General features: G+C 41.9%; 22 protein-coding genes. 11 read left to right on the top strand and 11 right to left on the bottom strand.

Annotated elements, in window-relative coordinates; translation table 11 throughout:
• Window positions 1–38: 38 nt before the first annotated feature.
• From coaBC to ACOB82_RS08240, 4 genes are all read left to right on the top strand, one after another.
• Window positions 39–1244, top strand: a complete 1206-nt coding sequence (gene coaBC, locus ACOB82_RS08255) for a bifunctional phosphopantothenoylcysteine decarboxylase/phosphopantothenate--cysteine ligase CoaBC (protein ID WP_448212499.1) — start codon at window positions 39–41, stop codon at window positions 1242–1244.
• Between the two features lie 123 nt (window positions 1245–1367).
• Entirely contained in the window at window positions 1368–1952 is a 585-nt protein-coding gene (gene slmA, locus ACOB82_RS08250) for a nucleoid occlusion factor SlmA (protein WP_448212498.1), read from the top strand.
• Window positions 1953–2015: 63 nt separating this feature from the next.
• Complete coding sequence (locus ACOB82_RS08245; RefSeq protein WP_448212497.1) at window positions 2016–3485, top strand: aminoacyl-histidine dipeptidase; 1470 nt, start codon at window positions 2016–2018, stop codon at window positions 3483–3485.
• A gap of 176 nt (window positions 3486–3661) precedes the next feature.
• Window positions 3662–4318: a response regulator gene (locus ACOB82_RS08240; RefSeq protein WP_448212496.1), complete on the top strand. Its 657-nt coding sequence runs from the start codon at window positions 3662–3664 to the stop codon at window positions 4316–4318.
• Window positions 4319–4356: 38 nt separating this feature from the next.
• On the opposite strand, the gene ACOB82_RS08235 is transcribed toward ACOB82_RS08240, so the two are convergent.
• From ACOB82_RS08235 to ACOB82_RS08220, 4 genes are all read right to left on the bottom strand, one after another.
• Window positions 4357–7797: a hybrid sensor histidine kinase/response regulator gene (locus ACOB82_RS08235; protein ID WP_448212495.1), complete on the bottom strand. Its 3441-nt coding sequence runs from the start codon at window positions 7795–7797 to the stop codon at window positions 4357–4359.
• A 34-nt stretch (window positions 7798–7831) separates the two neighbouring features.
• Entirely contained in the window at window positions 7832–8272 is a 441-nt protein-coding gene (locus tag ACOB82_RS08230) for a hypothetical protein (protein WP_448212493.1), read from the bottom strand.
• A gap of 128 nt (window positions 8273–8400) precedes the next feature.
• The gene (locus tag ACOB82_RS08225) at window positions 8401–10137 is read right to left on the bottom strand and encodes a sodium:solute symporter family protein (protein ID WP_448212492.1); all 1737 of its coding nucleotides are present in this window, start codon (window positions 10135–10137) and stop codon (window positions 8401–8403) included.
• Complete coding sequence (locus ACOB82_RS08220) at window positions 10137–10385, bottom strand: DUF4212 domain-containing protein (RefSeq protein ID WP_448212588.1); 249 nt, start codon at window positions 10383–10385, stop codon at window positions 10137–10139. The genes ACOB82_RS08225 and ACOB82_RS08220 overlap by 1 nt, the downstream gene beginning before the upstream one ends.
• 202 nt (window positions 10386–10587) lie before the next feature.
• Between ACOB82_RS08220 and ACOB82_RS08215 the strand changes: the two genes are divergently transcribed.
• The 3 genes from ACOB82_RS08215 to ACOB82_RS08205 all read left to right on the top strand — a co-directional run bounded on the left by ACOB82_RS08215 (window position 10588) and on the right by ACOB82_RS08205 (window position 13875).
• Window positions 10588–12435, top strand: a complete 1848-nt coding sequence (locus tag ACOB82_RS08215; protein ID WP_448212491.1) for a putative nucleotidyltransferase substrate binding domain-containing protein — start codon at window positions 10588–10590, stop codon at window positions 12433–12435.
• Window positions 12436–12439: 4 nt separating this feature from the next.
• Window positions 12440–13141, top strand: a complete 702-nt coding sequence (locus ACOB82_RS08210) for an exonuclease domain-containing protein (RefSeq protein ID WP_448212490.1) — start codon at window positions 12440–12442, stop codon at window positions 13139–13141.
• Window positions 13142–13341: 200 nt separating this feature from the next.
• Entirely contained in the window at window positions 13342–13875 is a 534-nt protein-coding gene (locus tag ACOB82_RS08205; RefSeq protein ID WP_448212489.1) for a hypothetical protein, read from the top strand.
• 177 nt (window positions 13876–14052) lie between these two features.
• Here ACOB82_RS08205 and ACOB82_RS08200 read toward each other — a convergent pair whose 3' ends face one another.
• Both ACOB82_RS08200 and ACOB82_RS08195 read right to left on the bottom strand, forming a co-directional pair.
• Window positions 14053–14307, bottom strand: a complete 255-nt coding sequence (locus ACOB82_RS08200) for a YdcH family protein (RefSeq protein WP_448212488.1) — start codon at window positions 14305–14307, stop codon at window positions 14053–14055.
• Window positions 14308–14319: 12 nt separating this feature from the next.
• The gene (locus tag ACOB82_RS08195; protein ID WP_448212487.1) at window positions 14320–14628 is read right to left on the bottom strand and encodes a TraR/DksA family transcriptional regulator; all 309 of its coding nucleotides are present in this window, start codon (window positions 14626–14628) and stop codon (window positions 14320–14322) included.
• A gap of 521 nt (window positions 14629–15149) precedes the next feature.
• On the opposite strand from ACOB82_RS08195, the gene acs reads away from it, so the two are divergent.
• Window positions 15150–17048 carry an acetate--CoA ligase gene (acs, locus tag ACOB82_RS08190; RefSeq protein ID WP_448212486.1) on the top strand — a complete coding sequence of 633 codons (1899 nt, stop codon included), beginning with the start codon at window positions 15150–15152 and terminating at the stop codon, window positions 17046–17048.
• 149 nt (window positions 17049–17197) lie between these two features.
• Window positions 17198–18268, top strand: a complete 1071-nt coding sequence (locus ACOB82_RS08185) for a DcaP family trimeric outer membrane transporter (protein WP_448212485.1) — start codon at window positions 17198–17200, stop codon at window positions 18266–18268.
• Between the two features lie 388 nt (window positions 18269–18656).
• Here the strand turns inward: ACOB82_RS08185 and ACOB82_RS08180 are convergent, their stop codons facing one another.
• From ACOB82_RS08180 to dbpA, 3 genes are all read right to left on the bottom strand, one after another.
• Window positions 18657–19079, bottom strand: a complete 423-nt coding sequence (locus ACOB82_RS08180) for a type II toxin-antitoxin system PemK/MazF family toxin (RefSeq protein ID WP_448212484.1) — start codon at window positions 19077–19079, stop codon at window positions 18657–18659.
• Between the two features lie 96 nt (window positions 19080–19175).
• Window positions 19176–21545, bottom strand: coding sequence for a Tex family protein (locus ACOB82_RS08175; RefSeq protein ID WP_448212483.1), 2370 nt, complete (start codon window positions 21543–21545; stop codon window positions 19176–19178).
• Between the two features lie 112 nt (window positions 21546–21657).
• Window positions 21658–23040 carry an ATP-dependent RNA helicase DbpA gene (gene dbpA / locus ACOB82_RS08170; protein WP_448212482.1) on the bottom strand — a complete coding sequence of 461 codons (1383 nt, stop codon included), beginning with the start codon at window positions 23038–23040 and terminating at the stop codon, window positions 21658–21660.
• A 167-nt stretch (window positions 23041–23207) separates the two neighbouring features.
• On the opposite strand from dbpA, the gene ACOB82_RS08165 reads away from it, so the two are divergent.
• On the top strand, window positions 23208–23681 hold the full coding sequence (locus ACOB82_RS08165) for a LabA-like NYN domain-containing protein (protein ID WP_448212481.1): 474 nt from the start codon (window positions 23208–23210) through the stop codon (window positions 23679–23681).
• A gap of 80 nt (window positions 23682–23761) precedes the next feature.
• Window positions 23762–24235 (top strand): transcription elongation factor GreB, encoded by a 474-nt coding sequence (gene greB, locus ACOB82_RS08160; protein ID WP_448212480.1) that lies wholly within the window; start codon window positions 23762–23764, stop codon window positions 24233–24235.
• A 731-nt stretch (window positions 24236–24966) separates the two neighbouring features.
• On the opposite strand, the gene ACOB82_RS08155 is transcribed toward greB, so the two are convergent.
• The gene (locus ACOB82_RS08155; RefSeq protein WP_448212479.1) at window positions 24967–25452 is read right to left on the bottom strand and encodes a DUF2165 family protein; all 486 of its coding nucleotides are present in this window, start codon (window positions 25450–25452) and stop codon (window positions 24967–24969) included.
• 88 nt (window positions 25453–25540) lie between these two features.
• Complete coding sequence (locus ACOB82_RS08150; RefSeq protein ID WP_448212478.1) at window positions 25541–26410, bottom strand: peptidylprolyl isomerase; 870 nt, start codon at window positions 26408–26410, stop codon at window positions 25541–25543.
• Window positions 26411–26418 lie beyond the last annotated feature (8 nt).

Genomic DNA, 26418 nt, shown 5'->3' with positions numbered 1-26418 from the left:
GGTAATGACGCCCATCACTTTTTTAAGATTAGCAGCATATGCAAAGTTTAGAGAATAAAAACATCGTATTAGGTATTAGCGGCGGAATTGCCGCGTACAAAGGGCCAGAATTGGTGCGTCGCTTAAAAGAACAAGGCGCTAATATTCGGGTAGTATTGACAGAATCAGCAAAAGCATTTGTCACACCTTTGTCGTTACAGGCAGTATCAGCTAACCCTGTTGCGGATGACTTACTCGATCCTCAAGCCGAACTTGCGATGGGACACATTGAACTAGCAAAGTGGGCAGATTTATTATTAATAGCGCCAGCAACAGCAAATACTATTGCAAAGCTAGCCCATGGCCTTGCCGATGACTTGTTATCAACTATCGCCCTTGCCACTTCTGCACCCATCGCCATTGCGCCAGCTATGAATCAGCAAATGTGGCACAACCCAATAACCCAAGCCAATATTGGTAAATTAGCCCATTTTAGTATTAAACAATTAGGCCCAGGTGCTGGCGAACAAGCTTGTGGTGATGTTGGTTTGGGCAGAATGCTTGATGTTGGGGAATTAGTCGAACAAGTCACAGCGATGTTCAGCCAGCAAACGCTAAATGGTCAACATTGGGTGATTACCGCGGGGCCAACCCAAGAAGCGATAGATCCCGTTCGTTATATTTCTAACCATAGCTCTGGGAAAATGGGCTATGCCATTGCCCAAGCTGCGATCAATGCTGGCGCGAAAGTCACGTTAATATCTGGCCCAACTAAGCATACAGCTCCTTTAGGTTCAAAGGTTATTCACGTTACTAGTGCAGCAGATATGCATAAGCATGCGCTTGAGCAAGCACCCACAGCAAACATCTTTGTTGCCTGCGCCGCTGTCGCCGACTATCGTGTTGCCAAAATTGCCGATCAAAAAATTAAAAAGCATGAAGATGCGATGCAAATAAACTTAGTAAAAAATCCTGATATTGTTGCTGACGTTGCGGCTTTAACTGAAAATCGTCCGTTTACTGTAGGCTTTGCTGCTGAAACTCAAGATGTCGAAGTTTATGCAAAAGGTAAATTACAAAAGAAAAACCTCGACTTAATTGCTGCCAATAACGTTGCGGTTTCTGGGCAAGGCTTCAATAGTGATGACAATGCGTTAACCTTATTTTCTAAGACCGATACAATTGAGTTACCTCTGGCCAGCAAGACAGCTTTGGCGCAACAGCTAGTCACCGTTGTTGCAAACCATTACCGAGACAGAGCGTAAGTATTGACTTACTAACGTACAGTGATTACCGTCCCTAAAATAGTAAAAGTGGCTTGATGTTAAATACATGAAGCCGCTACAATCAAGCTCTAAAAAGATCAAAAATCGACAGAGAAGTCATTCATGACGACAAATGAAAAACCTAATCGCAAACAACAAATTCTTGAATGTTTAGCGTTAATGCTGCAATCAAGCCCTGGCCAACGTATTACTACAGCAAAATTAGCCGCAGAAGTTGGCGTTTCTGAAGCAGCGCTTTATCGTCACTTCCCTTCAAAAGCCCGTATGTTTGAAGGACTTATTGAATTTATTGAAGAATCTATTTTTTCTCGCATCAACTTAATTTTAACCGATCATAAAGAAGCACTTATCCGTTGCCACCACATATTGCACGTATTATTGATATTTGCAGAGCGTAATCCGGGCATGTGTCGCATTCTTTCTGGCGATGCATTAATGGGTGAAAACGAGCGTTTACGCGCACGTGTAAACCAATTTTTCGAAAAATTAGAGTCACAATTTAAACAAGTGTTGCGCGAGCGCAAACTTCGTGAAGGCAAAAGCTTTAGTATAAACGAACAGGCGTTAGCCAATTTGCTAGTCGCCTTTGCAGAAGGTAAAATTGGCCAATATGTTCGCTCTGGTTTTAGTAAAAAACCCAGCGATGACTTTAATGAACAGTGGCAATTTTTAATGGCCTCGAAATAATGTTCTTAAACGCCAGCTTGCTGGCGTTTTTATTGATACGTTTTTATAAACATAGGTAACCTAATGACGCAACTTGCGAATCTTACCCCCGCACCACTTTGGCAACTTTTTGAAAAAATATGCAGTATTCCGCATCCTTCTAAACATGAACAAGCGATTTCCGCTTGGATCCAGTCTTGGGCGAAAGAGTTAGGGATCAGTGTAAAAGAAGATAGCGTTGGCAATTTAATTTTGAAAAAGCCAGCAACTCAAGGCATGGAAGATCGTAAAGGAGTTATTTTACAAGCTCATATGGATATGGTGCCGCAAAAGAACAACGACACTGTACATGACTTTTTAACCGACCCAATCAAACCTTATCTTATTGAAGAGCAGGATGGTTTATGGGTAACTGCACAAGATACAACATTAGGTGCAGATAACGGCATTGGCCTAGCATCGGCACTTGCAGTGCTTGCCAGTAATGATATTGCCCATGGTCCACTTGAAGTATTAGTAACCATAGATGAAGAAGCTGGCATGACTGGCGCATTTGGCCTACAACCTGGTGAATTTGACGGTGAAATATTAATTAATACTGACTCTGAGCAAGAAGGTGAAGTATATATGGGTTGTGCTGGTGGTATTGATGCCAATGCCAGTTTCACCCTTGAATTTGTCCCTGTGCCAGCAGATTCACAAGCGTTTAATTTATCGCTATTTGGCTTAAAAGGTGGTCATTCCGGTGTTGATATTCACACTGGCCGCGCTAATGCCAATAAATTGTTAGTGCGCTTATTACTGCAAGCAGTAAAGCAGTTCGATATCCAATTAACCGAATTAAACGGTGGTAGCTTACGTAACGCTATTCCTCGTGAAGCAAACGCCAGCTTTATTGTACCTAATCAACATGTTGAAGCGCTAAAAACTGCAGTTGCTGACTATTTAACACAAGCTAAGCAAAACTTGAAAGCGATTGAAACAGACATTGATATGCTGTTAATTTCACCAGAAACCTTTGACGAATGTTGGAGTAAAGCAACGCAACGCAATATTTTAAATGCGTTAAACGCTTGTCCAAATGGTGTGTTACGCATGAGTGATGACATTGAAGGCATTGTAGAAACGTCACTTAACTTAGGTGTAATGCGCTGTAAAGGCCCTAAATTTGTCGCTCAAACGTTAATTCGAAGTCTGCATGATGATGGCCGTTTATCCGCAGAGGAATCAGTGCGCTCTGTATTTGAATTAGCTGGCGCGGCAATTGAGTTCTCAGGAGCTTACCCGGGTTGGAAACCTGATACCAGCTCACCGATCATGAAAGTAGTACGCGAAACTTATCAAAGTGAATTTGGCAAACTACCTGAAATTATGGTGATTCATGCTGGTTTAGAATGTGGCTTATTCAAAACCGCTTATCCACACTGGGATATGGTGTCATTTGGTCCAACTATTAAGTTCCCACACTCGCCAGACGAAAAAGTAAATGTTGAAGCAGTCGGCCAATATTGGCAATTACTGTTAGCAGTCTTGAAAAATATTCCTGCCACATAAACGCCTACACTCGACATCAATCAATGCTTGCTAGGTAGTTGATTGATGTCGTTTATTTTTCCTAAATCACCTGTTATTTTTTCAGTAATAGCATAGACTAAGGTCTAATGTTTCGAGTTTTTCGTCCCGAGTTATACTTAACTGGGAACAACTAAGCACATGCAGGTACAATAATAATGATTCAGCCTGATCAGATAATAATAGCTGATGATCACCCTTTATTTAGACAAGCTTTACTATCAACATTAACGCCTAAATTTGTCGGCTGTCAGTGGCTTGAGGCCGAAACCATTGCAGAATTAGAACAACAACTTGCTAGCCACAGTGACACTGATCTACTGATATTAGATTTAAATATTCCAGGTGGTCATGGTTTTAATAATTTAGTTAATATCCGCAAACATTACCCACATATACCTGTGGTGATCATTTCTGCGCATGAAGACAACGATACCATTGGTAAAGCCATCTCTTTAGGCGCCGTTGGTTTTATCCCCAAATCAACGCCAGTTGATACTATTTATGCTGCGATTATTGACGTATTAGCAGGGCAACAATGGCTACCCAGTCAATTTAATCAACAAAGTAATAGCGATGAATATAATGATATTGCTGAGCGAGTAGCGAGCTTAACCCACCAGCAATACAAAATTTTAATGATGTTTGCCGAAGGCATGTTAAATAAACAAATTGCTTACGATTTAAATGTCTCTGAAGCCACCATTAAGGCTCACGCTACGGCAATATTTAAAAAATTAAATGTTAGAAACCGCACGCAAGCCGTGATCGCCATCAGTCATTTAGATTTATCAGAGCTCGACATCAATCACTAATATTTTTGACCGCCGTGAAATGACTTTGCCGCCACAAATTACTTTGCGGCCACATAACGGCGATGTAATTTTTCAGCCAATTTTGCGCTAATCATAGCTCGCAATGCTGCAGGCTTCACCATTTTCCGCATATAGCCCATATCTGCGGCATTCGCTTTTTCACTAATATCCATTTCATTAGTAGCAGTAATTAAAATTGCAGGTAAATAAACATTAGTTAATTTGCGTAAGCGCTCAATCAAGGCAATGCCGTTCTCTGTTGGTGATAGCTGGTAATCAACTAATACAATATCTATGCTATGTCGATGCTGCTCAAACATCTGTATCGCGCTTTCAGGCGTATCTGCTGCTAAGACATTACAGTCCCAACTTGAAAGCATTTCCACCATACCACTTAACACATCTTCATCATCATCAATACAAAGTACGGTTATATTCCTTAACGTTACACTTGGTTGAGGTTTCTGAACCGGCACTTTACGAACAGCCGCTACCCGCGCCAATTCAATACTAAAACAACAGCCTTTACCTGGCTCTGACAGTAAATCGAGCTTATGTGATAGTAACTTACTTAGTCCTTTTGTAATGTTAAGCCCTAAGCCTAAGCCCTTTGTTGACAAGGTTTGCTCTTCTGTAAGTTGAGTGAACTCATCAAAAACTAATTCTTGCTTATCAAGTGGAATACCAGGGCCATTATCAACCACTTGGACGACGACATTTTTACCTTTTCTGCGGATACCCAATAACACTTTACCAGGGCTAGCATAACGAAAGGCATTACTTAACAAGTTTTGAATCATACGACGCAGCAATTGTTTATCGGAGTAAACCCATAACCGCGTTGGCACAACAACAAAATTAACTTTGTTATTCGTCGCTGACACCGAAAATTCATTGGCAATTTCTTGAAACAAATCGCTCAGTGCAAAGGGTTCACATTGCGGCTTAATATTACCACTTTCAATACGGGCTATTTCCGCAAGCTCTGCCAATAAATCATTAGCGACCTTTAACGAATGACTAATACTTTCAACCTGATGCTGCTGCTGATCAGATAAGTTTTCCTGATTCGATAACGCTTCAGTAAACAATCGGGCCGCTTCCAATGGCTGCATTAAATCATGACTACAGGCCTTTAAATATAGACTTTTTTTAACATGAGCTTGCTCTGCTTTCTGGCGGGCTAACCCTAATTCTTTATTGGTTTGTGCCAGTTTAACCGTACGCTCATTCACTAAGGCTTCCAAATCAACATTTGCTGCTTTTAACACTTGCTCGGCTTCGCGATATGGCGTGATATCTGAAAATAACATGACAAAACCACCATCGGGAAGCGGATTACCTTCTATGCGTATCACTTTGCCATCTAGCGCCCGTTCAGACTGATGCGAACTGCCTTTACGCAAATAATTTATTCGCTTCTGTACTTGCGCTTCGACCTCTCCTTCACCACATAGACCTCGTTCAACATTAAAGCGAATTAATGAAGCTATCGGGCAACCAATAAACACCAACGCATCAGGGTATTCAAAAAGATCGATATATTTTTTATTCCACGCCACTAAGTTGAGATCTTTATCAATAATTGAAATACCTTCACTGGCGTTTTCAATCGCACTTTGCAATAGGCTTTGACTTAAACGTTGCTGCTGAGTGGATGCCTCTTCAACCAACATCGCTAGTTCCTCTAAGGCTATATCGCGCCCTTCTAAGGCCGAAGTTAATACTAGGCGCGCCGACGATGCCCCCATAACACTGGCTAAGGTATTTTCAGTATGTTCAAATAGCAGCTGATTAAATCGAGCCGCACCAACGTCAGATTTAGCAACACTGTGGTTAAACACTAAAAAGCTTTGTTTGGCTTTTTTCTCTCCGACAAAACGCGATACTAATAATTCCAGCTCTTCAGCACTGACTATTTTTTTATGTAAAGTTGAAACCAGTGCACTTGATTGCCATTCCAAAAAAATAGAGGCTTGCACCCGCTCTTGAACGGTTTGTCTGCTAATTTGTGAAATTAAATAGATCAGAAAACTGTTGGCCAGCAAACTGATAATGGTAACGGCGGTATTGGTCGGCAATAAGCCATAATCCATCGGTTGATAATAAAATCCAAATTTAGGTAAAAAGCTTAAAAATAGCCACATGGCAAAACCGACTAAAATACCCGCATAAACACCAGTTAAACTAGCACGTCGCCAATAAAACGCAGCAATTAAGGCTGGGGTCAGCTGAGCAAAAGCGCCAAAGGCCACTTCGCCTAAAGAAGAAAGTGTATCGGGCGATGCAAACAGAAATACCGAGTAACCTAATAAAATCACCACCAATACCAGTAACTTGCGAATGTTCAGCAACTTAATTCTAAATTGGTCAAACTCAATATCGCGATGTTTGCGGTAGCGATAAATCAGCGGGAAGACAATCTCATTACTGAGCATGGTACTTAAGGCAATGGCGGAAATGATCACCATAGAACTGGCCGCGGAAATTGCCCCAAGAAACGCCAATAGCGACAACCAATTTTGACCGCCCAGCGCTGGTAGAAATAACACATACGCGTCCGACGGCACTTGCTGATTAAGTAATAAATTTCCCGCTAAACCAAGTGGTATGGCAAACACAGCAAACACCATTAAATATACCGGGAATAACTTACGACTAAGCTCAGTATCTTTAATGTCTTGTAACTCGACCACCATCACCTGAAATTGTCGGGGTAAAGATAAAAACGCCGCCATTACAATAAATAACATGGCAATAAACGCAGAAATATTTGGCCAAGCCAATTGATTTGATAATTGTTTATTGGTCGCAGTTTGTTGCCAGATATCGGCGGGAGAGTCGAATAAGAAAAACGTAACAAATAAACCGACAGCGGCGAAGGCCAACAATTTAACAATCGATTCAAAGGCAATAGCTAACATTACCCCCGGATGGCGCTCAGTAACATCTAAATGGCGAATACCAAACACTATGGTAAATCCCGCTAATGCTAGGCTCACTAAAAAGCCAAACTGGCCGGAGTTAATCAGCGGTTCAGATTGTAATTGCTCAAACGAATAAACAATGCCTTTTAATTGCAACGCCAAATATGGCATGGTGCCGACTAACGCGACTAAGGTCACAACAATCGCCAAATTGTGTGATTTACCAAATCGCGCAGCAAGTAAATCCGCAATCGAAGTGAGATTTAATTTTAAGCTGATGCGGATCATCCGCTGTAAAAACGGCCAAGCAAAAATAAACAGTAAAATGGGGCCTAGATATATCGGCAGGTGAGATAAGAAATTGGTTGATGCTTGGCCTGTAGTGCCTAAAAAACTCCATGATGTACAGTAAACACCGAGTGTCATGGCGTAAATAAACGGTTGCCATTTTTTGGCGAGTTGATGTCGATATTTATCACCTAAGTAAGCAATACCGAATAACAGCCCGATATAACTTAAACTCAGTGCCACTAACTGCCAATTTGCAAACATTATCGCGCTTTATTCCTACTTATTTCAATTGGTATTAATTTACCGTTTGACTATAGAACTCACTGATATATTTACCACCTTTTATCGAGACAATCACCCGAAGTTTTTGCTTCTGACCTTTTTCAGCTAGACGCTGATTTAAATCAGTACTGGCCGTCCAATAATATGGGCTATCAGCCATCGTCATATCATAGGTATGAAACTGCTTTGCCGAATCAACGATAAATAGCACCGCGCTGTCGATGGGAAATGTACCATTAACGCCAGTATTGCCATCTTTATCATAAACATTAATTTTAAATTCGCCCGACTGCAAAATGCAGTGCTCGTTAATAATGTCGCAGTGACCATCGGGTATTAATTGAATGACTTTTTCCTGTTGAGCCTGATATTCCATATAGTAATCTGAGGCGATATAGCCACCAAGAATTAAGAATGGCGCTATTAATATCGCTAATTTGGTATGTCGAGTCATACAGCATTCTCTTTGTTTTTTTATTATCTTATTAAAATAAAGGCTCCAATGCTGCAACATAACATGCTACAGAACAAATTGGAGCCTTTAACCTTTAGAGAGGGAACTATCTCTCATTTAGCAATATATTAGTGATCGTGGGCGGCCGCTATTTCACCATGCGGTGTACGGAAGTTATCCACCATTTCTTGAATATGGCTTGGTGCTGGACCTGTTGCTTTTAGCATAATAAATGCCACTGCAAAGTTCACTAAGGCGCCAACTGAACCAAAGGCATTAGGTGAAATTCCTAAGAACCAATTTTCTTCCATACCACCTAAGAACGAGGTGCCTGGAATAAACATTATGCCTTTATGCTGGAATACATAAAGCATGGTCACACCTAAGCCTGCGCACATACCGGCAATTGCTGCTTTACTGCTCATATTTTTCGAGAAGATACCCATCATTAATGCTGGGAAAATACTCGAGGCTGCTAAACCGAACGCCAAGGCAACAGTACCGGCAGCAAATCCTGGCGGATTTAGCCCCAGATAACCAGCGAAAAGCACTGACAGCGTCATAACAATACGACTTGCCCGCAGTTCGCTCTTCTCACTCATATCCGGCACTAATACCCCTTTCATCAAGTCATGAGAAACCGCGGACGATATTGCCAATAATAAGCCTGCTGCAGTTGATAATGCCGCGGCAAGGCCACCTGCTGCCACTAGGGCAATTACCCAGTTTGGTAAGTTAGCAATTGATGGGTTAGCTAATACCATAATGTCACGGTCAACTTTGACCATTTCATTTTTTTCAGCATCAGCAACATATTGAATTTTGCCATCGCCATTTTTATCTTCAAACTGCAATAAACCTGTATGTTCCCAGTCCTTAAACCATTGAGGACGCTCATCATAAACCAAGTTTTCACCAGCTGCTGGCTCAATAGTATTCATTAAGTTGAAGCGAGCCATCGCACCTACTGCAGGAGCCACTGTGTATAACAACGCGATAAATACTAAGGCATAACCCGCTGACTGACGTGCCGCTTTAACTGAAGGCACAGTGAAAAAGCGCATAATTACGTGTGGTAAGCCGGCAGTACCAATCATTAGTGACATAGTGTAGGCAAACATTTCAACACCACCTAAGGTCGAGGTTGTGTATTCTTTGAAGCCTAAGTCTGAGACCACCATATCGAGTTTATCGAGTAAATAAACTCCACTACCATCAGCAAGTGTCGACCCCAGACCTAATTGCGGAATTGGGTTACCAGTCAATTGTAATGAAATGAAAATTGCAGGAATAGTATAAGCGGTAATAAGCACAACATACTGAGCAATTTGCGTATAAGTAATACCTTTCATGCCACCTAAGGTTGCATAAACGAATACCACAGCCATGCCTATGTATAAGCCCATATCGTAATCAACTTCTAAGAAGCGAGAAAACGCTACCCCGACCCCTTTCATTTGACCAATGATGTAGGTTACTGACGCGATAATTAAACAAACTACTGCCACAATACGTGCCGTTCTAGAATAAAAACGATCACCGATAAATTCAGGCACAGTAAATTTGCCATGTTTACGCATATATGGTGCTAAACACATGGCCAGCAGCACATAACCGCCGGTCCAGCCCATTAGGAATACAGAGCCCCCGTAACCTAAAAAGGCAATAAGACCGGCCATTGAAATAAACGACGCTGCACTCATCCAATCGGCACCAATCGCCATACCGTTTTGCATTGGTGTAACACCACCACCAGCAGCATAGAACTCACTTGTTGAACCCGCTCGAGCCCACCAAGCAATAAAGAAATATAACCCGAAGGTACCGCCTACGGCGATCCAAGTATAGAGTTTTAATTCATCCATTACTTATCCTCCACGTTATACTTTTTATCTAGTTGATTCATTTTATGGGTGTACCAGAAAATTAATCCGACAAAGGTATATATTGAGCCCTGTTGAGCAAACCAGAAACCAAGCTTATAACCCCCTAAGCGGATTTCGTTTAATGGTTCAACGAGCAATAAACCGAAGCCGAACGATACGATGAACCAGATAATGAGACAGATAAAAATTAGTCGCAGGTTTTCCTGCCAGTAACTTGTTTCCACAATTCTCTCCTCGTTTTCGCCTGTTTGTTTTTTATTTATCTAATTGTTATTAACAGGGGGATTTCTCCACCTAGTCATAAACACTAGCAAGGAATTTTTCACCGAGGTATTCAACTTTAGTCTAGGTTTTTAGAATAATTATTGACCACACCATTGCACTTCCCTAAAAATGACAAGAAACAAACTTCTCTTGGTGTAGCTAGTTATGGACAATGAATTAAGTGAAATTTATGCGTTTATTGGCAGCATAGCTCCATTTGAGCACTTACCTAACACCGCTATTGCTGAACTGGTGAGTCATATCAATATTTGTTACTTGGCTCATGATCAAGAATTACCGCCGGAGCAATGTGACGCAAAAAGTTTTTTTATTGTACGCAAAGGGGCGCTCAGTTACACCGATGAACAGGATGAATTAGTCGGCAAATATGGCGAAGGTGATATTTGTACTATTTTTGGCTATCCCGAAAAATACCTAAAATCCAATGTCATCTGTGAAGAAGACAGCCTACTTTATGCCATTGAAAAACAGGCGTTATTAACCTGTATGAAAGACTATGCAGATGTTATTGGCTTTTTCGAACAATCTGCCGAAGAACGCTTGAAAAGCACCGTTTCAAATATTCAGCATGAAGCCGCAATAAATGCCAGTTTAACCAACACGCCAATAGAACAACTTTACCAATCGCCTGCGGCGACCATTTATGATACTGAATCAATTATTGCTGCCGCGAAGAAAATGACCGAACTCGGTTTTTCTTGCTTAGTGGTCATTGACCACAATGAAGCCGTAAAAGGCATAGTGACCGATAAAGATTTTCGTCGGCGCTGTATTGCCGGAGATGTTGATACCTCTCATGCCATCAGTGAAATTATGACCTCAGACATTACCTTGCTTGATGTTAGAAATACCGCGTTTGATGCGCTAATTACCATGAATAGTCGACATATTCATCATTTACCCATCACTAATCAAGGCAAGTTAGCGGGTATGCTCACCATTACTGATTTAATGCACTTTGAAGGACAAAATGCCATTAATCTTACCAGTCTGATCCATAAAGCCACCGATATTGATGAGCTTGCCGAAATCAGCAAAATAATTCCGAAGCTGCAAATTAAAATGGCAAAACTTGGCACACCAGCCGAACAAGTAGGCAAAAGTATTAGCGCCATCACTATGGCCTTCACTATTCGTTTAATTGAATTAGCCGAAGTGCTATATGGCAAGCCTCCGGTTCCTTTTGCGTGGGTGGCTGCAGGCTCACAAGCGCGCCAAGAACAGTTGGCAAAATCAGATCAGGACAATGGTTTAATCATCGACAACAGCATGAAACCCGAACACGCGCCATGGTTTGAACGCCTCGCTAAATTTGTCTGCGATGGTTTAGCCCAATGTGGTTTTATTTATTGTCCAGGCAATGTCATGGCAACCAACTCTAAATGGCGACAAACAGAAGCAGTGTGGCAACGTTACTTTAATCAGTGGATAGATACACCCGATCCAAAAGCATTAATGCATTGCAGTATATTTTTCGATTTAACCACCATTTATGGCAACACCCAATTACTTAATCGTCTACAGCAATCTACGTTAGCTAAAACCCAAAAAGCGTCTTTATTTATCGCGCATTTATCTAAAAATGCGTTGCAACATAAGCCACCACTGGGGTTTTTCCGTGATTTCGTTTTAGTATCAAATGGTAAAAATAAAAAAGCCATGGATCTAAAACACAATGGCATTGCCCCCATCGTTGATTTAGCAAGAATTTATGCGCTGCAAGAAGGGATTACTTCGGTCAATACCATAGAGCGGTTAAAGCAAGCCGCGGGCACACGTTCATTAACCAAAGCATCAGCGGCTAATTTAATAGATGCCTTTGAATTTCTTACAACCTTGAGACTGCAACATCAAGCCAAACAACTTATTACCAAGGAAGATGCTGATAACTTTTTATCACCGAAAGAAATATCTCGGCTTGAGCGCGAGCATCTAAAAGATGCGTTTAAAGTCATTAAAACCATGCAAGACAACCGACAAACAACTTATTAATCTCATGTCTTGGCCACCGCAACTATTCACTCACTTTTTCGGGCTAGAAGCTAAACGTCGCAGTTTATTGGCGAAAGTACCTGATGGCCCGCTAAAAGCATTTTTATCGGTGCCCTTTCCTAATACCAATGCAGCAATAGCTGATACACCAATGCTATCGTTAGACTTTGAAACTACGGGGTTGAATGCTGCAAGTGATCAATTGTTAAGCATGGGTTATGTGAGTGTTGAGCAGCTTAATATTAAACTTGGCACCGCCGATCATTTTTTACTTAAAAGTCAAAAGCAGCGTGCTGGAGACAATGTTGCCATTCATCAAATAACCGAACAAGAATCGCTTAGTGGCTATGATTTAGAGCACGCTGTTGAACGCTTGCTAAATGCCCTTGCTGGCAAAGTAATGCTGGTACACTATGCCAAAGTAGAACAAACCTTTTTGGCTTATGCCTGTAAAAAACTTTACGGCTATGCGCCCGTTTATCCAATAATCGATACCTTAGTGGTCGCTAAGCGTCGCCTTGATATGCGCCAAGCCGCTTACGACCCATCTAACTTACGCTTAACCGCGCTAAGAGATAGTTATCATTTACCCGGACATTATGCCCACAACGCATTAAACGATGCCGTAGCCACTGCCGAATTACTGCTGGCTGAAATAGCTTCACATCACAAACCAACTACGTCATTAAAACATTTTTTACGTTAGTTAAAACATTAACTTTTTAGTTAATTTGACTAATCAATAACAAAAACCTTGATCCTGCCTCAATAATACTTACAACAAATAAAATTTAATTTATCAATGATTACAGTTACTTAAAAAATTTATTCGTTGCTGGCACAACCTTTGTAATGGTTACTGCATCTTACTAAGTAACAAACAGAAAACGTTTAAAGGATTTAACCATGAACAAGTCAATCATCGCATTTTGCAGTCTACTATTTGCTTCTACCGCCAGCATGGCAGCAACCAATAACGCCGACTTAATTGAAGTTGATACTTACAAAGCCGAATACCAATCAGCTCTAGATTTATATTCAGCCAAAGATTACGAAAAAGCATTGCCAGCATTAGAAATCATCGCTAAGCGTGGTGAAAAGCAAGCGCAATATATTTTAGGCACTATGTATTTAAACAGCCAAGGTACAAATCAAGATGTATTAAAAAGTTATGCTTGGTTAAGTGTTGCCAATGAGCAAAAAAATAGTCACTGGCGCCGTCCATTAGAATTACTTGAAAGCAAGTTACCACAAGAATATTTAACGTTAGCCAAAGAACAAGCAGCGCAATACCAAACAAAATATGGTGTCGATGCACAGCAAATGAAATGTCGTAACAAACGCACGTTAGGTTCAAAACAACCGACACACACTTGTGAAAAAACTGAAGTTAAAGATGGCTACTACTATGTTGAAAATACGGTATTAGCTTCAAACTAACCCGTTAAATGCATTGCCTTTAAAGCAACACCTTTAAAGTAATGAAAGGTTGATTACCTGGATCAATCTTAATTTTCACCTCAGCTCCCAACCGCTGAGGTTTTTTTTAGCCAAAAAAAGGCTGCCTTTATTACAGGTAAAAAAGCAGCCAAGGCAGAGGGAATGTCACCAATTAAGTTAATTGGCTGTTACCTGATAATCTTTTAACATCGCATACAATGCATCTTTTAACTGCAAGCGTTGTTTTTTCTGCAGTTCTAAATAGTCATCGGAAGTATTTTCAACGCCTTGCTCAATACGTATCACTTCATCATTTTGCTGATGATATTCATTAAACAGCTTGGCAAAATGGGCATTATTCATTTTCAGCTCGTGAATCTCTTGTTTAAACTCAGGAAATTCGTGATGTAAATCGTGTTTTTCGTTAAACATAACTCTATCCTTTTAAGCACAACTAATACAAAAATCGGTATAAGGCAGCGCAGTTAGTCGTTTCGGATTTATCGTTTCCCCACAACGCACACAACGCCCGTATTCACCATCTTCAACTCGCTTTAGCGCATTGTTAACTTGCGTTAATTCCGCTGAGGCTTCAGCACGAATAACATCAAGCACTTGATCGTTTTCACTTTCAGTAGTTTGTTCTGCAAAGTCGGCACTACGACCTTTTTGAAAGTCTTTATTAATCGCTTCAATACGTTTAGTTAACTCTGTTTGCTTAGCAAGCAACTGGTTTTTTAGGTTGTCTGTCATCTTTCTTACCTCTAATTCATACATTTAGTGTACGCGCTCTGCTGTTGAAAGTTTTGATCTAAAACAACAAAAATCACGCTAGAGCGTGTTGGTCTTTGTGGTATAAATTTTGTTCGAATTTAATGGCTTTTAATCTTGGCACACCAAGTGAAGTTTGGTTATGCCGAGTGAATGCGGTGTAACAACGAGTAAAAGTCATTAAAACGAACTGGTAGACACTGCAATTACGCCTATCGAGTACGTTGAACTGCATAAAGCCCAGCATATAAACGCAATTGATTGCTGCAAAATCATACAACAAGGAGCAACACGCTCTACTTTCTACGACTAAAGTCTAAGATGGAAATCATCAAAATTAGACTTAGGTCTAATTTAATAATCGCTCGGTAATCTCTACCTTTAGTTCATCATCAATAGTTTATTGTCTGCCAGTTATTAATTATTGCTCAGCTTTTTGAATATCGCTTAATGCACTTAGGGCAATTGTCACCAAAAACCGGTAGCGAATGTGGAGATTAACAATGACAGATCCAAAGCAAGCAGATATCTTTCATCCAAGTCAGGAAGTGATTGATCAAGCGAATGTCCCTGAATATGAAAAGCTTTATCAATATTCGATAGACAACCGAGAAAGCTTTTGGGCAGAACAAGCTGAAACACTCACTTGGTATAAAAAATGGGACAGCGTGCTAGATGAAAGCAATGCACCATTTTATAAGTGGTTTGACGGCGGTGAAATCAATATTGTCCACAATGCTATTGATCGTCATTTAACCAATGCTAATCGCAATAAAATGGCGATTATTTGGGAAGGTGAAAATGGCCAAGTTCGTAACTTCTCATACAACGGTTTAAACCGTGAAGTCTGTCAATTTGCCAACGTGCTAAAAAGCATGGGCGTCAACAAAGGCGACATTGTGACTATCTACATGCCACAAATTCCTGAGTTAGTATTTGCCATGTTAGCCTGTGCCAAAATTGGCGCGATTCACTCAGTTGTGTACGGTGGTTTTAGTACTGAAGCGTTAGCATCACGCATCGACGATGCCCAGTCTCGCGTGTTAATTACTGCCGATGGTGGTTGGCGCCGCGGTAAAGCGATTGATTTAAAATCGATTGCCAATGACGCCATGATGCGCTCACCAAGTATTGAAGTGTGTATCTGTGTTAAAAACAATCAACTTGATGTTGAAATGGAGCCGTCGCGCGACTTCTGGCTACATGACTTAAAAGCACTGCCTATCGCCAGCTCTAAATGTGAAACCGAACATACTGATGCCGAAGACCCGCTATTTATTCTTTATACTTCTGGCACCACAGGCAAGCCTAAAGGTATGGTGCACACTCACGGTGGTTATTCTGTTTATACCTCAACTACCCATCGCATGGCATTTGATATAAAACCGCAAGACCGCTGGTGGTGTGCCGCCGATCCGGGCTGGATTACCGGTCACAGTTATATTGTTTATGGGCCGCTAATTAATGGTGCCACTATCATGCTGTATGAAGGTGCGCCGAACTACCCTTACCCTAACCGTTGGTGGCAAATTATTGAAAACTACGGCATCAATATTTTATATACCTCACCAACGGCGATTCGCGGCTTAATGCGCTTTGGCGATCGTTGGCCGCAAAAACACGACTTAAGCAGCTTACGCTTGCTAGGCAGTGTTGGTGAACCAATCAATCCAGAAGCATGGCGCTGGTATCACCATGTCATTGGTCAAGACAAATGCCCAATTATTGATACTTGGTGGCAAACAGAAACAGGCGGTTTCATGATTTGTCCATTGCCTATTACTCCACTTAAGCCAGGTTCTGCCACAAAACCATTCTTCGGTAATGAAATGGTGATTGTTGATGATGACGGCAATGAAGTTGCGCCAAATGAAGAAGGCAAACTGATCGTTAAAAACCCTTGGCCTGGTATGGCGCGCACGGTATTTAAAGATCCAGAGCGTTACGCCGACTTATATTGGAGCCAAGATGATCAAGGCAACTGGCGTTACCTAGCTGGTGATAGCGCCAAAAAAGACGAAGACGGCTACATCTGGGTTATTGGCCGTATGGACGAAGTATTGAAAGTCAGCGGTTATCGGTTAGGTACGGCAGAAATTGAAAGCGCACTGGTTAGTCACCCTCAGGTCAGTGAAGCTGCCGCAGTCGGTTTACCACATGAGCTAAAAGGTAACGCGATTCACACCTACGTTATCCTCAAACAAGGGGTGGCACAAAGCAAAGAATTAGCGCTTGAGCTGCGCGAACACGTCGGTAACGAAATGGGCAAAATTGCGACACCAGAAGACGTGCAGTTTGTCGACAGCTTACCGAAAACTCGTTCCGGTAAAATCATGCGCCGAGTGCTTAAAGCACGAGCGCTTGGTCAAGATGAAGGCGATTTAAGTACTTTAGAGGAATAATGGCCAAAATCACTCACAGAATAACAATAAAGGTTTGGGCGCAACCGCGCTCAAACTGACTTTACAACAAGCAGTTAGCCAGTAGATGAAGTCTTGGTAGCAACAATAAAAAACCATCAATCTCAAGGCTATAAACGCGGGAGAGCACAATGAAAACAGTAATGTCGTTTAAGAAAACCTTAATTGCATCAGCTTTATCATTAATGGCAGCAAGCGCACACGCAGGCTATGAGTTAAAGTTGACCGACCAAGATACACTAACCTTTGGTGGCTACTTAAAAATTGATTATCGCTATGTCGACGGTGATGTCGGCTACCGAGATTTCTGGATTGGCGGTGGTGCGGTGTTACCGAAAGATAAATCGCAAACAAAATTCTTCGCCAATGAATCGCGGCTTAATATGAAGTTCGTCCACGGTGACGTCACCGGCTTTTTAGAAATGGACTTTTACGGCGGCGGAGGTAACGAGGTGATTTCCAATTCCTCGAATCCACGCCTGCGTCACGCCTTTATCAAATACAACGGTTTTACCTTTGGTCAAACTTGGACCACGTTTATGAACACCAGCGCGTTAGCCGAAACCGCTGACTTTGCCGGCCCCATGGTCGGTGAAGCATTCGTGCGTAATACCATGGTGCGCTACCAATACGGCGATTTTGAGTTTGCCTTAGAAAACCCTGAATCTTGGGGTAACGACGGCATTGACGACAGTCCTGATGCTGATCCAGCCAGCGATGAATTACCTGATATTGTGGGTAAATACACCTTTAAAGGTGACTGGGGTAACATTAGCGTTGCAGGTTTAGTGCGCCAGTTAAATTATGACAACGGCGATGATGACACCACATTTGGCGGTTCAATTGCCGGTAAGATCAAGACCTTTGGTAAAGATGACTTCCGTTTCCAAATTCACGCTGGTGAAACGGGTCGTTATGTTGGCGTTACCGCGGCACCCGATGTCTATAACGGCAAAGCCGAGCAAACCTTTGCTTACATGGCTGCCTATCGCCATTACTGGACAGAAGATACCCGTAGTTCAGTGTTCTATGGTTATATCGATACTGACGAGTCTGATCGCGAGCGCACCCATGTTGGGGTTAATTTATTCAAAAACTTTACGCCGAAACTATCGATTGGCGTTGAAGTGGGTCAATTTGACATGAAAGACGCTGATGCCGACTCGTTCTACAGTCAAGTATCGGCAATTTATACGCTGTAACTTGCGGGAAGTCACTTACTGACAGTCGCTTACAGCACATCACGATCATAAGTTAGCTCCGTTCATGTTGAATGTATCGGAGCACCCTTTTGGGGAAGTGAATGCTTCCCCTTTTTTATTTTAGAGCAATCAACAAAAATATTAATCACTGCAAAACAAAGGCCTAAAAATACAAAACCCCCGCCGAAGCGAGGGTTCAATCGGCAGTCCATAAGAGCTTGTTATCGCTGATTATGGGCTGGCTACATAAATAATGTAGTCTTAGTGCTCCGTTCTAGCCTTAACCAGAGAAGCTTTGACGAATAAATTCTATACACTATGTGCACTATGTGCAACTTTATTAAGTTAATAAATGTTTATAAAAAACTAACTAGTGTAGTAAAAATGTTTACAAATATTGCCCTAAAAAGCCCAAATTTATTCCATGTAATATACAAGAACGAACTTGTATCATTGTTTCTTTTCCAAGCCTTTGATTAAAGTAAAGTCGTCGACCTTTGGCATCTGTACCGATTTTAATCAAATCTAAACGCTCAAATGACACCGTATAAATCATATCCGCTTTTAGCCAATTTTCCTTGCCATCAAAAAATTTATGAGGAGGAAAGTGGCAGCTTTCTAATAACAGATGATAAGGCTGGATAATCTCTGGCTTCTTAGTACTTAAACAAGCGACCGTTACCAAACCATGACCAGTAGGTCTCGTTCCAATAACCAAAACGGGTCTACGTTTTACCATTTCAGGTTCTTTAAAGCCCTGAAAATCACACATCAATATTTGCCCTACTTTGGGTGAATACTTTATACCCAATGTTTACTCCCTCTATTCTGGCTATTTTCCGTATTATTAATGCAATTTTAGATACATCAACTAAATGCTAAAAAGCTACCAATAGCACACACTACTTTACTTTTTCAACTTAGCAAACGCATCAGCAAAGGCGTTACCCATAGCCGCATTTGCCGGTGATTTATCATTTCGCGACTTATCTGAGCGCGGCTTACCTTTACCCTGTGCTGCATGCTGTGGCTTCGATGTTCCTTTATTCGCTGGCTTTTTACTCGTCATTTGACCTGACGAATGGTTAGCCGATTTAGTCGAAGTAACATCGTCATTTAAGCGCATGGTTAAATTAATACGCTTGCGAGCAACATCACAATCAAGCACTTTCACTTTAACAATATCGCCCGCTTTCACTACAGTGCGAGGGTCGCTGACAAATTTATCGGTTAATGCCGAAATATGCACTAGACCGTCTTGATGCACGCCAATATCAACAAAAGCGCCAAAGTTAGCAACGTTTGAAATTACCCCTTCTAACACCATGCCCGGTGTTAAATCATTTAAAGTTTCAACCCCTTCTTTAAAGGTAACGGTTTTAAACGCAGGACGCGGATCACGACCGGGCTTTTTCAGCTCATCAATAATGTCATTGAAGGTCAATTGCCCTGCGACTAAATTGGCATAGTCGTTAAAAGTGACTTGAGTTAACAATTCATCATTGGCAACCAATGTCGAAAGCTGGCTGTTCAATTTCGCAATAATTGCTTCAATCACTGGATAACTTTCCGGATGCACACCAGTATTATCCAGCGGGTTTTCGCCATCGCGAATACGTAAAAAGCCGGCTGCTTGCTCAAACGCTTTTGGCCCTAGACGAGCAACGTTAAGTAACTCTTCACGCTGATTAAATCGACCATGACTGTCGCGGTAATCGACAATATTTTGCGCCATGGTTTTGGATAAGCCCGCAACGCGAGATAGCAATGACGGCGACGCACTATTTAAATCAACACCCACGGCATTAACACAATCTTCAATGACATTATCAAGCGACGCACTTAATAAGCTTTGGCTAACATCATGTTGATACTGACCAACGCCAATGGCTTTCGGGTCAATTTTCACTAATTCGGCAAGTGGATCTTGCAAACGACGAGCAATGGATACCGCACCACGAATTGACACATCGAGCTCAGGAAATTCTTTGGCGGCCAATTCAGAAGCTGAATAAACTGAAGCACCTGCTTCGCTCACCACAACTTTAACTGGCTTATTATCTTCAAACTGAGTTAACGCTTCCGCGACTAACTTATCGGTTTCACGAGAACCAGTACCATTGCCGATAGCGATCAATTCAACTTTATGTTGGCTTGCCAATTTAACTAAGGTACGCATCGATTTATCCCAGTTATTTTGCGGAGCATGAGGGTAGATTGTCGCGGTGTGTAATAACTTGCCAGTACCGTCAACTACTGCCACTTTACAGCCTGTTCTAAGACCAGGATCAATCCCCATAGTGACTTTGCTGCCCGCTGGCGCTGCCATTAGCAAGTCTTTTAAGTTATCGGCAAATACTTTAATTGACTCAATTTCTGCTTTATCACGCAGTGCACCAAAAAATTCGGTTTCAAACTGACCGATAAGCTTTTGTTTCCAGGCTTGTTGAATGGCGCCAGCAACAAATTTCGCGCCAGCTTGGGCAGATAAACGCAAGCGATAATGTTCGCTGATAATGTCATATGCCGAGCAGTAGCTTTTGCTGTCACTATTAGGGTCAACATCAATGCTTAAGCGCAAAAAGCCTTCACTCTTACCACGTAGCATCGCCAGCATCCGGTGTGCGGGTACTCGGCTAAGTGCTTCATGATGGTCAAAATAATCTTTGTATTTGACCGCTTCAGTTTGCTTAGCTTTTACCACTTTGCTGGCAATATGTGCCTGTTTGTTTAAGTGGCGACGTAATTTAGCAAGTAGTTCGGCATTTTCTGCAAACATTTCTGCCCAAATACTGACCACACCATCAAGTACGGCTTCTTCATCGCCAAAACCAGCATCGGCATTAATAAATTCGCTAGCAGCTTGTGGTGGCAACAAAGATAAATCAGCAAATAATTTATCGGCTAACGGCTTAATACCCGCTTCTATCGCGATCTGTGCTTTTGTACGGCGCTTAGGCTTATACGGCAAATACAAGTCTTCTAAGCTGGTTTTGTTATCGGCCTGTTCAATGGCACTGCGTAAGCTGTCAGCTAGCTTACCTTGCTGTTCAATATTGGTTAATACCACTTGGCGGCGTTCATTTAACTCGCGCAAATAACCTAGGCGCGAAGCTAAGGTACGTAGGTGACCATCGTCTAAACCATCAGTGGCTTCTTTACGGTAACGGGCAATAAACGGCACAGTAGCACCGTCATCTAACAATTTAATCGCTGCCTCTACTTGATCAGGCTTAACACGTAGTTCTTGTGCGATTTGTTGAGCAATTTGGCTCATAGATAACCTTTGATATTTTTTAGCAAGATAAACTTGGACATTACATTGTCGCCGATTATAACCGCATGTTTGCGGTCAGTGGCGAATAATTTATTGTGTTAACAACTAACGATTAAATGCTCCGTACCCGAAAGTTACGGCCTTTTAATTTGTCATTGTTAATTTTTTTCAATGCCGCTTTAGCAACACTGCGATGTACGGCAACATAGGCTTTCACATCAAACAAGTTGATTTTACCAACTTGATCGCCCGCAATACCGGTTTTACCAGTTAAGCCACCGACAATATCTCCGGCGCGCAGCTTTTGCTTTTTACCACCATCAATTTGCAAAGTCACCATTTGCGCTTTAACTGGCTGGGCGTTAAATACTTCATCGCCTGGCAATGGCACAGTGTCAATTTCAATATTTTGATAAGTTTCAATATCGGCAATACGGCGTGAGTCTTTATCGCAATAAATAGAACATGCTAAGCCTTTTTCACCTGCTCGACCGGTACGGCCAATGCGATGAACATGTACTTCTGGATCTGGCGTTACTTCATAGTTAATCACTAACGGTAAGTCATCAATATCTAAACCACGCGCAGCAACATCGGTTGCCACTAATACTGAGGCACTTTTATTAGCAAATTTGACTAAGGTTTCATTACGATCGCGCTGCTCTAAATCACCATGCAAAGCGATCACATCAAAACCAGCACTTGCCAATTCATCATTAACCATTTGCACCGCTTGCTTAGTATTACAAAAAATGACGGCTGATTCCGCTTGCTGTGCCAGTAATAGTCGCTGCAAAGCATCTAGGCGATCACTGTTATCTGCGACATGATAAAACGCCTGCTTAATCGTGCTATGCGAATGCTTCGCTTCTACGACTATATGCTCAGGGTCTTTCAACAATTTAGCAGCAATGGATTGTATTTTTTCAGGAAAAGTAGCACTAAATAATAAGCTTTGTTTCTGTGCTGGGCAGAAGCTAACAATATTATCTAACGCCGCTTGAAAACCCATTTCTAGCATGCGATCGGCTTCATCTAAAACCAGCGTAGTAACGTGAGTTAAGTCTAAACGACCTTTCGCCAAGTGATCTTCAATGCGCCCTGGTGTGCCAACAATAATATGCGCGCCATGTTCCAATGATCCAATTTGCGGGCCTACTGGCATGCCACCGCATAGCGTTAGAATTTTAATATTATGAATCGCCCGCGCTAATGCCCGAAGCTCTTTCGCCACCTGATCGGCAAGTTCGCGAGTGGGGCACAATACTAAACTTTGCACCCGAAACTGTTTAACATTTAATTTATTAAGCAACGCCAACCCAAATGCCGCTGTTTTACCTGAGCCGGTTTTCGCCTGCGCAATAACATCTTTGCCCGTGAGCATTACAGGCAAGCTTTTCGCCTGAATGTCGGTCATTTCGGTATAACCTAAGGTGGCTAAGTTATTCAATAGCCCATGCTTTAGCGCCAAAGTGGAAAATTTGTTTTCTTGCACAAGCGTGCCCTTTTAAAAATTAAGAGTGTTATAACAACGTTATAAGTGAATTAGCGGTATTGTAACAGCAGTAACAACACAGCCCTAATAAGCCTTGTTATTATTTTACCTATAAATTGGCTTAATCATTTACAATGACTTGGTTAAAAATTTACTAAGGCTAATAAATGACAACCGCTGCTATTTTTGTTGATATTCAAAATATTTACTACACCACACGCCAGCAGTTTGGTCGTCAATTTAATTATCGACAATTTTGGCAACAAATCAGCCAGCATTATGATATTCAACAGGCCAACGCCTATGCCATACAGCGCAGTGATGATCAGCAACATAAATTTCAAACCGCGCTTAAACATATTGGCTTCGAGGTCAAATTAAAGCCGTTTATTCAGCGCAGTGATGGCTCTGCCAAAGGTGACTGGGATGTTGGCATCACCATAGATGTGATGGAAGCTGCCGCTCAAGTTGAGACGATAATTTTATTATCAGGTGACGGCGATTTCGATTTATTAATGCGCCATGTTGCGCAAAAGCACCATTGCCGAACGCTAGCTTTTGGCGTTGAAGCATTAACCGCTAATTCATTAATTACCGCAGTTGAAGAATTTCATGCTATTGATTCATCGTTATTATTGTAGAATTATCAAAAATAAAGCCTAACGCCTAAACCAAATGGCCTGTGGCTCACTTACATGCGGTTCACAAACTTACAGCAACTATGAAGAAATCTAATTACATCACCCGTGAAGGCTATGAACGCCTTGACCGTGAACTTAAGTACCTTTGGAAAGAAGAACGCCCGAAAGTCACCAAAGCGGTATCGGAAGCTGCAGCCTTAGGTGATCGCAGTGAAAATGCCGAATATATCTATGGCAAGAAACGCTTGCGGGAAATTGATCGCCGCGTGCGCTTTCTGGATAAGCGCATGGAAGTATTGCAAATTATTTACCCTGAAAAACAACAGGAAGGCAAAGTCTATTTCGGTGCTTGGGTGACATTAATTAACGAAGATGACAACGAGGTGACTTACCGTTTGGTTGGTGCTGATGAATGGGACGTTAAAAAAGGCGAAATTAGTATCGACTCGCCAATGGCACGAGCGTTAATTGGCAAACAAGTTGATGATGAAGTGATGGTGAAAACGCCCGAAGGCGAACGTTACTTTGATGTAGTGAAGATTTGGTATAAATAGTTCATTGCGGCGATGGCCGCAGCACCCAAAGGGCGGCGTATCGCCGTGCCGCCCTTTGGAAACCCACCGACGCCCGAAACAGCATCAACCTCAAATGAAATTTAGGCGACTTTGCCAATTCCTTGCGATAAGGCGTCCTACCTTAACGCAAGCGCTCGATGTCCTATCTCGCGTTGACAATTCGCTTTCTAAATTTCACTTTCGATGCTGTACGGGAATGGTTGAAGCTGCAAATATCACTTCTATCGCAAAGCAAATATCAATTTAAAGAGATTCATCACTAAACGAGAACGAAGCATAAACCTGCTTGGCAACTATTATTTAAGCACCAAAAGTATTTTTTTAATCGGTTAAATTATCAGGAAAAGACTATCCAGCCTTAATCACATATAGAGATTATTGCGGCGGTAGCCGCAGTACCCAAAGGGGAAAAGACTGTTGTTTCCCCTTTGGAATCGCCTCCCTGCTCGTTTTCTAACGTCATTCCGCACTTGATGCGGAATCTTAATAAATTTTAATTCGGTTTAGAACGTTGGAGATTCCAGCTTTCGCTGGAATGACGATATTCATCACAAAACTAGAATGAAGCATAAACCTGCTTGTGCTGCTGTCGCCACCGCGACAATAAATGGCGACAAATCCAGTGGATATTAATAATACGCAAAGAAAATCAGTAATTTTGTTTCCTTTCGAACAGGCAACGTAAGTCTATTCCGAGTTTCCTCTTAAGATTATTCAGAGGTACTGTAAACAAACATCATAGTAATAGCGGAAGCTATAGAAAACATAAAGGCACCTTCCATTGAGCCTGTTCCCACTTCGGTTTGCCACATTTGAAAGAAAGCCGCTCCAAATGTCATAAACAGCCCAAACCAAACCAGCAAAGCCAATGCTGCTGCAATTAGACCGTAGCTCTTGGCTGCATGAAATTGCTCAGCTGAACCTTTTCGAGCCATTAGCATGTTGAATGCCCCTTTAATTCCAAAAAAACCAATCGCCAACTCACCGAAAATGACAAGCCAGAGTGCACACCAATGTAACACCGGATTAGTCACATAGAAAAACATAGTATTTGAATAAACTTCATGCCCTTGACTGGACAAGACATAGCCCAAGGCTGCATGGGCTGCATCAAGATTGGCAATGTTTTGTACTGCATAAATCAGCGCGTGCAAACCAATGAAAAGTACAAGCAATATTTTAAGTACTCTAAGCATAAGTATTCCTTATCATGCTTTAGCTTATACCATCAGTTATAGCTGCTCTCCGCTCTATTGCTTGTTGATTGGCAAAATTTTGGCTGATTTAACTATCTACTAAAGCCTTAACCACTTTACTCACCACTGGCACCTGACAAACATCCAACACCGGCGGCGGCTTTTTATAAAAAAATGCATGTGGTCTAGCTCGGCGATCAGCAATTTTCTCCGCAAAGGCTTTACTTTCTGTATCTTCAACCATCACTTGCCACTGCTCAGCTTTAGGCAAATCAGCCATTAGTTGCATTGAAATAATCGGGGTAAATTCACTTTCAGGCACTGGCGTATCTCCGTCAATTACCTGAGTACGCGTGATTGCTTGCACTTTATCCATGCCATAAACGACACGGCCAAATATCGTCATAATCCGATCTAAGTAGCGCGGTGCTTGACCATTGGTAATATAAAAATGGCTGGTGGCTGTATCGGCTTCATTACCGCGTGCCATCGCCAATATGCCAGGGCAATGGGCTAACCAGGTTTTTTGTTCACTTGAGTTGCGAGCAAGCGCAAAACCTTGACGAAATCCGGTTTGCTCGGCAAATAAATCAGGGCTTTGCACTAAGGCAAATGGCTGCGATTTATCTGTTGTCCACTCTCCTTCTATTGTCAACATTTTTTCGGTTTTGGCACTATCCTCTTCACCGCCATCCGGCCCTGCTTGAGCAACAAAGCCGTCAATCACCCGATAAAACTTATTGTTGTTGTAATGTCCCGCTTTGGCGAGTGCTGTGAAATGAGCCACATGATTGGGTGCAAACTGCGGTGCCAATTCAAAAATCACTTTGCCTTGTGGCAAAGTCATCACCATTAACTGGTCTGGGGCTACCGTGCGCCATTGTTGATCTGCTTTGGCGTGTACAGGCAACTGTATTAACAACCAAAGGCTGATGAGTGTTAGTAGTGTTTTTATCATGTTATATC

Source organism: Colwellia sp. MEBiC06753 (assembly GCF_053470325.1).
Note: the sequence above shows the minus strand (reverse complement) of the source record. Positions and strands in the feature narration are given on the sequence as shown.

Bases quoted from the DNA above. Each gene is read 5' to 3' on its own strand.
- ACOB82_RS08205 (WP_448212489.1), top strand. From the start codon at position 13,342: ATGAACAAGTCAATCATCGCATTTTGCAGTCTACTATTTGCTTCTACC.
- ACOB82_RS08165 (WP_448212481.1), top strand. From the start codon at position 23,208: ATGACAACCGCTGCTATTTTTGTTGATATTCAAAATATTTACTACACC.
- greB (WP_448212480.1), top strand. From the start codon at position 23,762: ATGAAGAAATCTAATTACATCACCCGTGAAGGCTATGAACGCCTTGAC.
- ACOB82_RS08195 (WP_448212487.1), bottom strand. From the start codon at position 14,628: ATGACAGACAACCTAAAAAACCAGTTGCTTGCTAAGCAAACAGAGTTA.
- ACOB82_RS08215 (WP_448212491.1), top strand. From the start codon at position 10,588: ATGGACAATGAATTAAGTGAAATTTATGCGTTTATTGGCAGCATAGCT.
- ACOB82_RS08240 (WP_448212496.1), top strand. From the start codon at position 3,662: ATGATTCAGCCTGATCAGATAATAATAGCTGATGATCACCCTTTATTT.
- ACOB82_RS08210 (WP_448212490.1), top strand. From the start codon at position 12,440: ATGTCTTGGCCACCGCAACTATTCACTCACTTTTTCGGGCTAGAAGCT.
- ACOB82_RS08200 (WP_448212488.1), bottom strand. From the start codon at position 14,307: ATGTTTAACGAAAAACACGATTTACATCACGAATTTCCTGAGTTTAAA.
- ACOB82_RS08150 (WP_448212478.1), bottom strand. From the start codon at position 26,410: ATGATAAAAACACTACTAACACTCATCAGCCTTTGGTTGTTAATACAG.
- ACOB82_RS08225 (WP_448212492.1), bottom strand. From the start codon at position 10,137: ATGGATGAATTAAAACTCTATACTTGGATCGCCGTAGGCGGTACCTTC.
- acs (WP_448212486.1), top strand. From the start codon at position 15,150: ATGACAGATCCAAAGCAAGCAGATATCTTTCATCCAAGTCAGGAAGTG.
- ACOB82_RS08175 (WP_448212483.1), bottom strand. From the start codon at position 21,545: ATGAGCCAAATTGCTCAACAAATCGCACAAGAACTACGTGTTAAGCCT.
- ACOB82_RS08155 (WP_448212479.1), bottom strand. From the start codon at position 25,452: ATGCTTAGAGTACTTAAAATATTGCTTGTACTTTTCATTGGTTTGCAC.
- ACOB82_RS08230 (WP_448212493.1), bottom strand. From the start codon at position 8,272: ATGACTCGACATACCAAATTAGCGATATTAATAGCGCCATTCTTAATT.
- coaBC (WP_448212499.1), top strand. From the start codon at position 39: ATGCAAAGTTTAGAGAATAAAAACATCGTATTAGGTATTAGCGGCGGA.
- ACOB82_RS08245 (WP_448212497.1), top strand. From the start codon at position 2,016: ATGACGCAACTTGCGAATCTTACCCCCGCACCACTTTGGCAACTTTTT.
- ACOB82_RS08185 (WP_448212485.1), top strand. From the start codon at position 17,198: ATGAAAACAGTAATGTCGTTTAAGAAAACCTTAATTGCATCAGCTTTA.
- ACOB82_RS08235 (WP_448212495.1), bottom strand. From the start codon at position 7,797: ATGTTTGCAAATTGGCAGTTAGTGGCACTGAGTTTAAGTTATATCGGG.
- slmA (WP_448212498.1), top strand. From the start codon at position 1,368: ATGACGACAAATGAAAAACCTAATCGCAAACAACAAATTCTTGAATGT.